Genomic DNA, 12,980 nt, shown 5'->3' with positions numbered 1-12,980 from the left:
TCGGTACCATGAAGATTCATCCCCTCCCGGTTGTGTCCGTCCGTTCGGGCCCCGGCAGGGGTCGGCCCGGTGCCCCGAGGAGTTGTCCTTGCCCGACGAGGTTGTGCCCACGGCCGCAGCGGCCACCCCCGAAAACCGTCCCACGCCCTCGGGGGCCACCCCGGCACGCCCGGCGCCGACCTCCTCGCGATCGCTCGCCCCCTCGGGCCGCGGCTCCACCGGCGGCATGCGCGCCCGCCTGGCCCGCCTCGGCGGCCAGCGCTCCAGCGTGCTCAACCCCGTCCTGGAGCCGCTGTTCCGCTCGATCCGGGCGAACGACCCCAAGGCCGACCCGGCACTGCTGCGCGACATCGAGAAGGCGTACGCGGTCGCCGAGAAGTGGCACCGCGGGCAGAAGCGCAAGAGCGGCGACCCGTACATCACCCACCCGCTGGCCGTGGCGACGATCCTGGCCGAGCTCGGCATGGACGCCCCGACCCTGATGGCCGGGCTGCTGCACGACACCGTCGAGGACACCGACTACGGCCTGGAGACCCTGCGCAAGGACTTCGGCGACTCGGTGGCCCTGCTGGTGGACGGCGTCACCAAGCTGGACCGGGTCAAGTTCGGCGAGGCCGCGCAGGCCGAGACCGTCCGCAAGATGGTCGTCGCGATGGCCAAGGACCCGCGCGTCCTGGTGATCAAGCTCGCCGACCGCCTGCACAACATGCGCACGATGCGCTACCTCAAGCGGGAGAAGCAGGAGAAGAAGGCCCGCGAGACCCTGGAGATCTACGCCCCGCTGGCGCACCGGCTGGGCATGAACACCATCAAGTGGGAGCTGGAGGACCTCGCCTTCGCGATCCTCTACCCCAAGATGTACGACGAGATCGTCCGGCTGGTCGCCGAGCGCGCCCCCAAGCGGGACGAGTACCTGGCGACCGTGATCGACCAGGTCCAGGCGGACCTGCGCGGCGCCCGGATCACCGCCTCCGTCACCGGCCGGCCGAAGCACTACTACTCGGTCTACCAGAAGATGATCGTCCGGGGCCGGGACTTCGCCGAGATCTACGACCTGGTGGGCATCCGGGTCCTGGTCGACACCGTCCGCGACTGCTACGCGGCACTGGGCACCATCCACGCGCGGTGGAACCCGGTGCCGGGGCGGTTCAAGGACTACATCGCGATGCCCAAGTTCAACATGTACCAGTCGCTGCACACGACGGTGATCGGTCCCGGCGGCAAGCCCGTCGAACTCCAGATCCGCACCTTCGACATGCACCGGCGGGCCGAGTACGGCATCGCCGCGCACTGGAAGTACAAGCAGCGCGCGGTCGCCGGAGCGTCCAAGGTCCGCACCGACACCCCGACCCAGACCCGCAAGGACGACAAGGCCGGCGCCGTCAACGAGATGGCCTGGCTGCGGCAGCTGCTGGACTGGCAGAAGGAGACCGCCGACCCGGGTGAGTTCCTGGAGTCGCTGCGCTTCGACCTGGCCAGCAACGAGGTCTTCGTCTTCACCCCCAAGGGCGACGTGATAGCCCTGCCGGCCGGTGCGACCCCGGTCGACTTCGCCTTCGCGGTGCACACCGAGGTCGGCTACCGGACGATAGGCGCCCGGGTGAACGGGCGGCTGGTGCCGCTGGAGTCGACGCTGGAGAACGGCGACACCGTCGAGGTGTTCACCTCCAAGGCGGAGAACGCCGGCCCCTCCCGGGACTGGCTGGGCTTCGTCAAGTCGCCGCGCGCCCGCAACAAGATCCGCGCCTGGTTCTCCAAGGAGCGCCGCGAGGAGGCGATCGAGCACGGCAAGGAGGCGATCGTCCGGGCGATGCGCAAGCAGGGCCTGCCGATCCAGCGGATCCTGACCGGCGACTCGCTGGTCACGCTGGCCCACGAGATGCGCTACCCCGACATCTCCTCGCTCTACGCCGCGATCGGCGAGGGGCACGTCGCCGCGCAGAACATCGTCCAGAAGCTGGTCCAGGCGCTCGGCGGCGAGGAGGGCGCGACCGAGGACCTGGCGGAGACCGCCACCCCGACGCACGACACCCGCCGCGCGGTGCGCCGCCGGGCCAAGGGCGACCCGGGCGTGATCGTCAAGGGCGTCGAGGACGTCTGGGTCAAGCTCTCCCGCTGCTGCACCCCGGTGCCGGGCGACCCGATCGTCGGCTTCATCACCCGCGGCAACGGCGTCTCGGTGCACCGCGCCGACTGCGTCAACGTGGAGTCGCTGAGCCAGCAGCCGGAGCGCATGATCGACGTCGAGTGGGCGGCCACCCAGTCCTCGGTCTTCCTGGTGGCCATCCAGGTCGAGGCGCTGGACCGCTCCCGCCTGCTCTCCGACGTCACCCGGGTGCTCTCCGACCAGCACGTCAACATCCTGTCGGCGGCGGTGCAGACCTCCCGGGACCGGGTGGCGATGAGCCGCTTCACCTTCGAGATGGGCGACCCGAAGCACCTCGGCCACGTGCTCAAGGCGGTGCGCGGCGTCGAGGGCGTGTACGACGTCTACCGCGTCACCTCCGCCCGCAAGTAGCGGACGCACGAGAGGGGCCCCGGGATCTTCCCGGGGCCCCTCTCGGCGTTCGACGGCCGTCGGATCAGCCGCTGAACTCGTCCTGGCTCTTGTGCGCCTGGTCCAGCAGGGTCTGCACGCCGGCCAGCTCGGACTCCAGCTTGGCGATCCTGCCGGCGTTGCCGGCCGCGCGGGCCTTGTCCAGGTCGGCCTGGATCTTGTCCGCCTTGGCCTGGAAGAGCCCGACCATGCCGGCCGCGCGGGCCTTGGCCTCCGGGTTGGAGCGCTTCCACTCGGCGTCCTCGGCCTCGCGGATCGCCCGCTCGACCGCGTTCAGCCGGCCGTCCAGCTTCGGACGGACCTCGCGCGGCACGTGCCCGATCGCCTCCCAGCGCTCGTTGACCTCGCGCAGCGCGGCCTTGGCGGCCTTCAGGTCGGTGATCGGCAGGATCGCCTCGGCCTCGACGGCCAGCGCCTCCTTGAGCTTCTGGTTCTCCACCTGCTCGGCGTCCCGCTCGCTGAACACCGCGGAGCGGGCCTGGAAGAAGACGTCCTGCGCGCCGCGGAACCGCGCCCACAGCTCGTCCTCGATGTCCCGCTGGGCCCGGCCGGCGGCCTTCCAGCGCGCCATCAGGTCGCGGTAGGCGGCCGCGGTGCTGCCCCAGTCCGTGGACGAGGACAGCGCCTCGGCCTCGGCGACCAGCGACTCCTTGGTCTGCCGGGCCTTGTCGCGCTCGGCGTCCAGGGTGGCGAAGTGCGCCTTGCGGTGCTTGGAGAAGACCGAGCGCGCGTGCGAGAAGCGGTGCCACAGCTCGTCGTCGCTCTTGCGGTCCAGGCGCGGCAGGCCCTTCCAGGTGTCCACCAGGGCGCGCAGCCGGTCCCCGGCCTCCCGCCACTGGGTGGACTCGGCGAGCTGCTCGGCCTCGGAGACCAGCGCCTCCTTGGCCGCGCGGGCCTCGTCCTGCGCCTTGGCGCGGGCGGCCTTGCGCTCCTCCCGCCGGGTCTCGATCTCGCCGGCGAGCGTGTCCAGTCGCTTGGCCAGGGCGTCCAGGTCGCCGACCGCGTGCCCCTCGACCACCTGCGCGCGCAGGTGCTCCAGCGCGGTCTGGGCGTCCTTGGCGGCCAGGTCGGTGGTGCGCACCCGCTTCTCCAGCAGGCCGATCTCCACCTCGATGCCCTGGTACTTGCGCTCGAAGTAGGCGAGGGCCTCCTCGGGCGAGCCGGCCTGCCAGGAACCCACGACGCGTTCGCCGTCGGCCGTCCTGACGTAGACCGTGCCCTGCTCGTCCACACGGCCCCACGGGTCGCTGCTCATAGCGCGTCCTCCACATGACGTCGCGCCCGCGCCGGGGCGGCGCGCGTCCGTCGTCCACAGTTGATGTGCGGCGGACCGATGAGTCCGCCGTCCCCGTCCGCCGTGCCTTTCTGCCGAGGGTGACGGCTAGGCGGGTGCGGGCACCCTATACAACGCCAACATAGGCGACCAGGCCCGGTGCTGTCCGCATCCGGGCCGGGCGATTTCGGGCCGGGGCCGGGCGAGGACGGCGGCGGTGCGCCGGCTCGACAAGGGTTCCACCGGCCCCGGGGCTGATCAACCCTTCGACACCGTAACGGAGTTGAAGGTGACATCGGCCATCGGGTGGCCGTCCGGGGAGCCCTCCAGGGTGCCGGCGGCGGCGATCTTCTGCACCACGTCCAGGCCGCCGCTGATCTTGCCGAAGGGGGTGTAGTTCGGCGGCAGCTTGGTGTCCTTGTAGACCAGGAAGAACTGGCTGCCGTTGGTGCCCGGGCCGGAGTTGGCCATCGCCACGGTGCCCGCCGGGTACGTCGCGCCGGCCAGGTTCTCGTCCGCGAACTTGTAGCCCGGGTCGCCGGTGCCGCCCGGGACGGTCGCGCTGGCGGTCGGGTCGCCGCACTGGAGCACGAAGATGCCGTCCGTGGTGAGGCGGTGGCACTTGGTGTGGTCGAAGTACTTCTCGCCGGCCAGGAAGGAGAAGGAGTTCACCGTGTGCGGGGCCTTGGCCGCGTCCAGCGCGATCGTCACCTTGCCGCAGTTGGTGTCCAGCGCCATGGTGTACGACGCGCCCGGGTCGATCGACATGGCCGGCTCGGCCTGCCACTTCTTGCCGTTGGGGGCGCCCGGCGCCGGGTCCGTGCAGCCCTCGACCGGCTTGCGGGTCGGGGCGGTCGGCTCGCCGGTCTGGGTCGGCGCGGCCTGCGCGCTGCTCGCGGCCGAGGTCTTGTCCTTGTCGTCCGAGCTGAACGCGCCGGTGGCGATCAGGGTCCCGCCGCCGGCCAGGACCACGACGGCCAACGAGGCGCCCAGGACCGTGTTGCGGCGCCTGCGCGCGGCCGCGACCTCGATCCGCCGCTCCATCTGGCGCTCGTACTTCTCGCGGGCGAGCTGCCGCCGCCGCTGTTCGCTGCTGACCACCGGCCGTGTCTCCTACGCATGTGCGGAAAAAGTGGATGGATTCCGGAGCGGATCATCGCATCCCCCGGCGGCCAAGTGTAGGGACCGGGCCCGTAAGGACGAGGTGAACCTGACACGCGGCCCCTCCCGCCACCCCGATCTGGTTCGCAACCGGAGCCGGACCGCCGGTAGGCTGCCCCTGGGTAACCAATAGACAGCATCACTACAGGTGGTTCTCGCAAACCGACCGCCGCACACCCGAAGGACGCGCGTGTTCATCGCCGGATTCCCCGCTGGAGCCTGGGGCACCAACTGCTACCTGGTCGCTCCGGCGGCGGGCGAGGAGTGCGTCATCGTCGATCCGGGCCACCAGGCGGCCCGCGGCGTCGAGGAAATGGTCCGCGAGCACCGGCTCAAGCCGGTCGCCGTGCTGCTCACGCACGGCCACATCGACCACGTGGCCTCGGTGGTCCCGGTCTGCGGCGCCCGCGGCGTCCCGGCCTGGATCCACCCCGAGGACCGGTACATGATGTCCGACCCGGAGAAGGCGCTCGGCCGCTCCCTGGGCACCCAGCTGATGGGCGAGCTCACCGTCGGCGAGCCCGACGACGTGCGCGAGCTCACCGACGGCAGCGTGCTGGAGCTCGCCGGCCTGCAGCTCACCGTGGACCACGCCCCGGGCCATACCGGGGGGTCGGTGACCTTCCGGACGCCCGGTGCCGAGGACCTCCCCCCGGTGCTGTTCTCGGGCGACCTGCTGTTCGCCGGCTCCATCGGGCGTACCGACCTCCCGGGCGGGGACAGCGAGGCGATCATGACGTCGCTGGCCCGGGTGTGCCTGCCCCTCGACGATTCCACCGTGGTCCTCTCCGGCCACGGCGGTCAGACCACCATCGGCCGCGAGCGCGCCACCAACCCCTACCTCCGACAGGCAGCAGGGGCGGCAGGCGCCCCGGCCTTCCCGCGACGAGGAATGTGACGGAAGAGAAGTTGAGCACCTTCACCGCCCCCAAGGGCACCTACGACCTGCTGCCCCCCAGCTCCGCGACCTTCCTGGCGATCCGCGAGCGCATCGCAGCGCCCGCCCGCCGGGCCGGCTACGGCTACGTCGAGACCCCGGTCTTCGAGGACGTGAAGCTCTTCTCCCGCGGCGTCGGCGAGTCCACCGACATCGTCACCAAGGAGATGTACAACCTCACCACCAAGGGCGGTGACGAGCTCGCGCTGCGCCCCGAGGGCACCGCCTCGGTGCTGCGCGCCGCGCTCCAGGCCAACCTGCACAAGCAGGGCAACCTGCCGGTCAAGCTCTGGTACTCCGGCTCGTACTACCGCTACGAGCGCGCCCAGAAGGGCCGCTACCGCCAGTTCTCCCAGGTCGGCGCCGAGGCGATCGGCGCCGAGGACCCGGCGCTGGACGCCGAGCTGATCATCCTGGCCGACGACGCCTTCCGCTCGCTGGGCCTGAGCGACTACTCGCTGCTGCTCAACAGCCTCGGCGACAAGCAGTGCCGCCCGGTCTACCGCGCCGCGCTGATCGAGTTCCTCTCCGGCCTGGACCTGGACGAGGACACCCGCCGCCGCGCCGAGATCAACCCGCTGCGCGTGCTGGACGACAAGCGCGAGTCCGTGCAGGCCCAGCTCACCGGCGCCCCGATGCTGCGCGACTACCTGTGCGAGGACTGCAAGGCGTACGACGAGAAGGTCCGCGAGCTGCTCACCGCGGCCGGCGTCGCCTTCGTGGACGACCCGAAGCTGGTCCGCGGCCTGGACTACTACACCCGCACCACCTTCGAGTTCGTGCACAACGGCCTCGGCGCCCAGTCCGCGATCGGCGGCGGCGGCCGCTACGACGGCCTCTCCGAGATGATCGGCGGCCCGGCGCTGCCGTCCGTCGGCTGGGCCCTCGGCGTGGACCGCACCTTCCTGGCGCTGGAGGCCGAGGGCGTCACCCTCGACCTGCCGGCCGCCACCGCGGTGTACGCGGTCGCGCTCGGCGATGAGGCCAAGAACGTCCTGTTCGCCAAGGTGATCGAGCTGCGCCGGGCCGGCGTGGCCACCGACCTCGCCTTCGGCGTCAAGAGCATCAAGAACGCCATGAAGTCCGCCGACCGGTCCGGCGCCCGCTTCGCCCTGATCGCCGGGGACCGGGACCTCGCCGAGGGCGTCGTCCAGCTCAAGGACCTGAGCACCGGCGAGCAGACCCCCGTCGCCCTCGACGCACTCGTCACCACCCTGAAGGAGAAGCAGCTGTGATCCGCACGCACGACGCGGGCACGCTCCGCCCGGAGCACGCAGGCACCACCGTCACCCTGGCCGGCTGGGTCGCCCGCCGCCGCGACCACGGCGGCGTGGCCTTCATCGACCTGCGCGACGCCTCCGGCACCGTGCAGATCGTGGTCCGCGACCTCGACTCGGTCCACGGCCTGCGCGCCGAGTACTGCGTCAAGGTCGTCGGCGACGTCCGCGTCCGCCCCGAGGGCAACGAGAACCCCGACATCCCGACCGGTGCCGTCGAGGTCGTCGTCAGCGAGATCGAGGTGCTCTCCGAGGCCGCCCCGCTGCCCTTCCCGGTCGCCGAGTACGAGCCGGGCACGGTCAACGAGGAGGTCCGGCTGCGCTACCGCTACCTGGACCTGCGCCGTGAGGGCCCGGCCAAGGGCCTGCGCCTGCGCTCCAAGGTCAACAACATCATCCGCCGGGTGATGGAGGAGAACGACTACCTCGACATCGAGACGCCGTACCTCACCCGCTCCACCCCCGAGGGCGCCCGCGACTTCCTCGTCCCGGTCCGCCTGCAGCCCGGCCACTGGTACGCGCTGCCGCAGTCGCCCCAGCTGTTCAAGCAGCTGCTGATGGTGGCCGGCATGGAGCGCTACTACCAGATCGCCCGCTGCTTCCGCGACGAGGACTTCCGCGCCGACCGGCAGCCGGAGTTCACCCAGCTGGACATCGAGGCCTCGTTCGTCGACCAGGAGGACATCCTGGCCCTCGGCGAGAAGATCATCGGTGCGATCTGGCGCGAGGTGCACGGCTACGAGGTCCCGAACCCGCTGCCGCGGATGACCTACGCGGACGCCATGGGCCGCTTCGGCTCCGACAAGCCGGACGTCCGCTTCGGCCAGGAACTCACCGACCTCACCGAGTACTTCAAGGGCACCGAGTTCCGCGTCTTCCAGGCCCCGTACGTCGGCGCCGTGGTCATGCCCGGCGGCGCCTCGCAGCCGCGCAAGCAGCTGGACGCCTGGCAGGACTGGGCCAAGGCGCGCGGCGCCAAGGGCCTGGCCTACGTGCTGATCGACGCCGAGACCGGCGAGCTGCGCGGCCCCGTCGCCAAGAACCTCTCCGAGGAGCACCTGGCCGGCCTGGCCGCCGCCGCGGGCGCCAAGAACGGCGACGCGGTCTTCTTCGCGGCCGGCAAGGAGCGCGCCTCCCAGGAGCTGCTCGGCGCCGCCCGCCTGGAGATCGGCCGCCGCTGCGAGCTGATCGACGAGTCCAAGTGGGCCTTCCTCTGGGTCGTCGACTTCCCGATGTTCGAGCCGATCGAGGACGACAAGGGCGCCTTCCAGGGCTGGCACGCGGTGCACCACCCGTTCACCGCCCCGACCAAGGAGTCGCTGGACACCTTCGACACCGACCCGGGCTCGGCGCTGTCCAACGCGTACGACCTGGTCCTCAACGGCTCGGAGCTGGGCGGCGGTTCGATCCGTATCCACCAGCGCGACGTGCAGAAGCGGGCGTTCGACGCGATCGGCCTCTCCGAGGAGGAGGCGGCCTCGCAGTTCGGCTTCCTGCTGGACGCCTTCAACTACGGCCCGCCGCCGCACGGTGGTGTCGCCTTCGGCCTCGACCGGATCGTCACGCTGCTCGGCGGGTACGACACCATCCGGGACGTCATCGCCTTCCCGAAGACGTCCACCGGTGGCGACCCGCTGACCGGCGCGCCGACCCCGATCACTCCGGCGCAGCGCCGCGAGGCCGGCGTGGACGCCAAGCCCAAGGTCCGCGAGGACGCCAAGTCCGAGGCTGAGCCCAAGGCCTGACGAAGCGTCACATCCGCTGACCTGCAACGGCCCCGGACGGTCCACCCACCGTCCGGGGCCGGTCCACAACGACGTGTGACACAGGGAGGGTTGACCGATGCAGGTCATAACGAGAGTGGAACGTCCGGCGGACGCCCCGGCGACCAGACGCGTCCACATGGCCGCGTTCCCCGGTCCGGACGAGGCGGACCTGGTGGACGCGCTGCGCCGCGATCCCGCCTGGCTGCCCGGGCTGTCCGTGGTCGCGGTCGACGGGACCGGCCTGGTGGTCGGCCACGCCCTGCTGACCCGGCTGCAGGTCGGGGACGGCGACGCGCTGGCGCTCGCGCCGGTCGCCGTGGCACCGGAGTGGCAGCGCAGGGGAGTCGGCGAACTCGTCGTCCGGGCCGCGCTGTCGGCGGCCGAGGACGCGGGGGAGAAGCTCGTGGTCGTCCTCGGCGACCCGGCGTACTACGCGCGGTTCGGCTTCTCGCCGGCCGGGCGGCACGAGGTCGTCGGCCCGTTCGAGGTGCCGGACGCGTACTTCCAGGCGCTGCCGCTGGCGTCGTACGACGGCGGCCCGCGCGGGCTCTGCCGCTACCCCGAGCCCTTCGTCGCGGTCTAGACCGCTGCGGCTCCTCCTCGGTCCGTCCCGCCGGTCCGTCCCGCCAGTCCGTCCCGCCGCCGGTCCGTCCTGGTCCGGCCCGGTCCGCCCTGCGGACCCGCCGTGCTGCGCCTACGGTGAGTGTGCATCAGCACGGGTCGGACGGAGGATCAGAGGGTGGCCGCGAAGCCGGAGCGACTGGCGAGGAAGCCGTACGAGCGGGAGCTGCTGCGGCTGCAGCAGGAGCTGGTGAAGCTCCAGGAGTGGGTGCGGGTCGAGGGCGCCCGGCTGGTGGTGGTCTTCGAAGGACGTGACGCCGCGGGAAAGGGCGGAGCGATCAAGCGGGTGACGGAGTACCTGAACCCGCGCATCGCCCGGGTCGCGGCGCTGCCCATGCCGACCGAGCGGGAGAAGACCCAGTGGTACTTCCAGCGGTACGTGGAGTACCTGCCCGCGGCCGGGGAGATCGTGCTCTTCGACCGCAGCTGGTACAACCGCGCCGGGGTCGAGCGGGTGATGGGCTTCTGCTCCGACGAGGACTACTGGCAGTTCCTGCACCAGTGCCCGAACTTCGAGCGGATGCTGATCGAGGCGGGCATCCTGCTGCGCAAGTACTGGTTCTCGGTGAGCGACACCGAGCAGGAGCAGCGTTTCCGGGCCCGGCTGGGGGACCCGATGAAGCGCTGGAAGCTCTCCCCGATGGACGTCGAGTCGATCACCCACTGGGAGGACTACTCGCGGGCCAAGGACGAGATGTTCATCCACACCGACATCCCGGATTCGCCCTGGCACGTGGTGGAGAGCGACGACAAGCGCCGGGCCCGGATCAACATGATCGCCCACCTGCTGTCCACCGTGCCGTACCACGAGATCAAGGCGCCGCGGATCGACCTGCCGCCGCGCCCGGCCCCGCGCGGCTACCAGCGGCCCCCGCGCGACCTGCAGAAGTACGTCCCGGACCACGCTGCCAGACTGGAGTAGACGGGGCCCGCCGGGCGCTGCTGTCGAGAACCGGCCCCGTGTGGCGCCCGGGTGTCCGCAGGAGGCGCGCTCATGTTCGTCCGTACCGTCTACGCCACCGGCAACCCGGAGCGGATCGACCGGACCCTCGACGGGTTCAGGGCCGAGGCCGTCGGGCTGCTCACCGCCCAGCCCGGCTACCGGGGCTACGGGCTGTTCGCCGACCGCGAGCTCGGCAAGATCAGCATGGGTTCGTGGTGGGAGTCCGCGCAGGCCGAGCGGGACAGCGACCGGGAGCTGCGGGCGCGCCGCGCCGAGCTGCTGGCGCCGTTCGAGGGCACGGCGGCCACCGCCCTGTGGGAGGTCGCGGTGGAGACCCCGCCCGGCGAGGCCGGGCCGGGCGCCTGGTTCCGCGTGGTGCGCACCGACGCCGACCCGGCCGCGGTGGACCGGATGGCGGAGGTCTTCCGGGACCGCGCGCTGCCGGTGCTGGAGAAGTCGCCGGGGTTCGTCTCCGCGGCGATGCTGGTCGACCGGGCGACCGGGCGCGCCTCGGTGGGCGCGATCTTCGCGGACCGGGAGACGCTGGTGGCCTCGCGCGGCCCGCAGGCCGACGCCCGGGCCAGGGCGGTCGCGGCGGCCGGCGTCACGGTGTGGTCGCTGGAGGAGTTCGAGGTCGTCCTGCTCGACCACCGTCGCTCGTAGGGCCCGGCCCCGGACGGCCCCGGCGTGTCGGCGGCCTCGCATAGGCTTCCGGTGTGGACGAACCGGACCTCTTCACCGCCGCCGCCGAGGAACTCCAGACCAGGGAGCCCGGCCGGGCGCCGCTGGCCGTACGGATGCGCCCGCGCACCCTGGACGAGGTGGCCGGGCAGCGGCAGCTGCTGAAGCCCGGCTCGCCGCTGCGGCGGCTGGTCACGAGCTCGCGCGGGCCGGCGGCCACCAGCTCGGTGATCCTCTGGGGCCCGCCCGGCACCGGGAAGACCACGCTGGCGCACGTGATCAGCCAGGCCGTCGAGGGGCGCTTCGTCGAGCTGTCCGCGATCACCGCCGGGGTCAAGGAGGTCCGGGCGGTGATCGACGGCGCCCGGCGCGCGGTCGGGATGTCCGGCCGGGAGACGGTGCTCTTCCTGGACGAGATCCACCGCTTCTCCAAGGCCCAGCAGGACTCGCTGCTGCCGGCCGTCGAGAACCGCTGGGTCACGCTGATCGCGGCGACCACCGAGAACCCGTACTTCTCGGTGATCTCCCCGCTGCTGTCCCGCTCGCTGCTGCTCACCCTGGAGTCGCTGACCGACGAGGACATCCGCGCGCTGCTGCGCCGGGCGGTGGCCGACGAGCGCGGCCTGGAGGGCGCGCTGGAGTTGACCGAGGAGGCCGAGGACCACCTGGTGCGGCTGGCCGGCGGGGACGCCCGGCGGGCGCTCACCACGCTGGAGGCGGCGGCCGGGGCGGCGCTGGAGAAGGGCGAGCCGAGCATCACGCTGGCCACCACGGAGACGGCCGTCAACCACGCGGCGGTCCGCTACGACAAGGACGGCGACCAGCACTACGACGTGGCGAGCGCGCTGATCAAGTCGATCCGCGGCAGCGACGTGGACGCGACGCTGCACTACCTGGCCCGGATGATCGAGGCGGGGGAGGACCCGCGGTTCATCGCCCGCCGGCTGATGATCTCGGCCAGCGAGGACGTCGGCCTGGCGGACCCGACGGCGCTGCAGACGGCGGTGGCGGCCGCGCAGGCGGTGGCGCTGATCGGCTTCCCGGAGGCGCGGATCATCCTCTCCCAGGCGGCGATCGCGCTGGCGCTGGCGCCCAAGTCCAACGCGGCGTACCTGGCGATCGACGCGGCGCTCGCGGACGTCCGGCAGGGCCTGGCGGGTGCGGTGCCGGCACACCTGCGGGACGCCCACTACGGCGGCGCGGGCAAGCTCGGCCACGGCAAGGGCTACCGGTACCCGCACGACCTGCCGGAGGGCATCGCCGCCCAGCAGTACGCACCGGACGCGGTGCACGGCCGGGAGTACTACCAGCCGACCCGGCGCGGCGGCGAGGCGCGGTACGCGGACGTCGTGGAGTGGACCCGGGGGCGGCTGCGCGGCGAGCGGCGCAGCGAGCAGAAGGCGGAGCGGCAGGCCGGGAAGGCCGAGCGGGAGCCGGAGCGGCAGCCCGGGAAGGCCGAGCAGCAGGCGGAGCGGCAGCCCGGGAAGGCCGAGCGGGAGCCGGAGCGGGAGCCCGGGCACAAGGGCGAGTGACCGGCGGCTATACTCGGTCGGAGTGCCATGTCCCGGGACGGCGGCGGGGGAGACCCCACCGACCGGCCGCACCAGCGGGACATCGGCGGTAGGCCCCTTCCGAGGGGCCCGCACCAGGAGCGTCGCGCACCGTTTCGGTGTCGCGGGTGGCCCAGGTTCTGGGCCGGCCCGTGTGACAAGCACGTTCGTGCCCGGCTCCGGAGAGCGGCTGATCCCATCGCGCAGGCGGCGG

At 72.1% G+C, this 12,980-nt stretch carries 10 protein-coding genes; 8 read left to right on the top strand and 2 right to left on the bottom strand.

Annotated elements, in window-relative coordinates; genetic code table 11:
- Positions 1-103: 103 nt before the first annotated feature.
- Complete coding sequence (locus ACIGG8_RS23385) at positions 104-2,518, top strand: RelA/SpoT family protein (RefSeq protein WP_396550483.1); 2,415 nt, start codon at positions 104-106, stop codon at positions 2,516-2,518.
- A gap of 64 nt (positions 2,519-2,582) precedes the next feature.
- On the opposite strand, the gene ACIGG8_RS23380 is transcribed toward ACIGG8_RS23385, so the two are convergent.
- Together ACIGG8_RS23380 and ACIGG8_RS23375 are read right to left on the bottom strand one after the other, a co-directional pair.
- Positions 2,583-3,812, bottom strand: a complete 1,230-nt coding sequence (locus ACIGG8_RS23380; RefSeq protein ID WP_350521264.1) for a DUF349 domain-containing protein — start codon at positions 3,810-3,812, stop codon at positions 2,583-2,585.
- Positions 3,813-4,088: 276 nt separating this feature from the next.
- The gene (locus ACIGG8_RS23375) at positions 4,089-4,931 is read right to left on the bottom strand and encodes a peptidylprolyl isomerase (protein WP_396550438.1); all 843 of its coding nucleotides are present in this window, start codon (positions 4,929-4,931) and stop codon (positions 4,089-4,091) included.
- A 250-nt stretch (positions 4,932-5,181) separates the two neighbouring features.
- Between ACIGG8_RS23375 and ACIGG8_RS23370 the strand changes: the two genes are divergently transcribed.
- From ACIGG8_RS23370 to ACIGG8_RS23340, 7 genes are all read left to right on the top strand, one after another.
- Positions 5,182-5,889: an MBL fold metallo-hydrolase gene (locus tag ACIGG8_RS23370; protein ID WP_350521262.1), complete on the top strand. Its 708-nt coding sequence runs from the start codon at positions 5,182-5,184 to the stop codon at positions 5,887-5,889.
- A gap of 11 nt (positions 5,890-5,900) precedes the next feature.
- Positions 5,901-7,163 (top strand): histidine--tRNA ligase, encoded by a 1,263-nt coding sequence (hisS, locus tag ACIGG8_RS23365; RefSeq protein ID WP_396550436.1) that lies wholly within the window; start codon positions 5,901-5,903, stop codon positions 7,161-7,163.
- Positions 7,160-8,950, top strand: a complete 1,791-nt coding sequence (gene aspS, locus ACIGG8_RS23360) for an aspartate--tRNA ligase (protein ID WP_396550434.1) — start codon at positions 7,160-7,162, stop codon at positions 8,948-8,950. The genes hisS and aspS overlap by 4 nt, the downstream gene beginning before the upstream one ends.
- A 97-nt stretch (positions 8,951-9,047) precedes the next feature.
- Positions 9,048-9,554 (top strand): GNAT family N-acetyltransferase, encoded by a 507-nt coding sequence (locus tag ACIGG8_RS23355; protein WP_396550432.1) that lies wholly within the window; start codon positions 9,048-9,050, stop codon positions 9,552-9,554.
- Positions 9,555-9,710: 156 nt separating this feature from the next.
- The gene (ppk2, locus tag ACIGG8_RS23350; protein ID WP_396550430.1) at positions 9,711-10,514 is read left to right on the top strand and encodes a polyphosphate kinase 2; all 804 of its coding nucleotides are present in this window, start codon (positions 9,711-9,713) and stop codon (positions 10,512-10,514) included.
- A 72-nt stretch (positions 10,515-10,586) separates the two neighbouring features.
- Positions 10,587-11,198: an antibiotic biosynthesis monooxygenase gene (locus ACIGG8_RS23345; protein WP_396550428.1), complete on the top strand. Its 612-nt coding sequence runs from the start codon at positions 10,587-10,589 to the stop codon at positions 11,196-11,198.
- A 53-nt stretch (positions 11,199-11,251) separates the two neighbouring features.
- Positions 11,252-12,748 carry a replication-associated recombination protein A gene (locus tag ACIGG8_RS23340; protein ID WP_396550427.1) on the top strand — a complete coding sequence of 499 codons (1,497 nt, stop codon included), beginning with the start codon at positions 11,252-11,254 and terminating at the stop codon, positions 12,746-12,748.
- Positions 12,749-12,980 lie beyond the last annotated feature (232 nt).

The organism is Kitasatospora sp. NPDC085464, assembly GCF_044541955.1.
Lineage (GTDB): Bacteria > Actinomycetota > Actinomycetes > Streptomycetales > Streptomycetaceae > Kitasatospora.
Note: the sequence above shows the minus strand (reverse complement) of the source record. Positions and strands in the feature narration are given on the sequence as shown.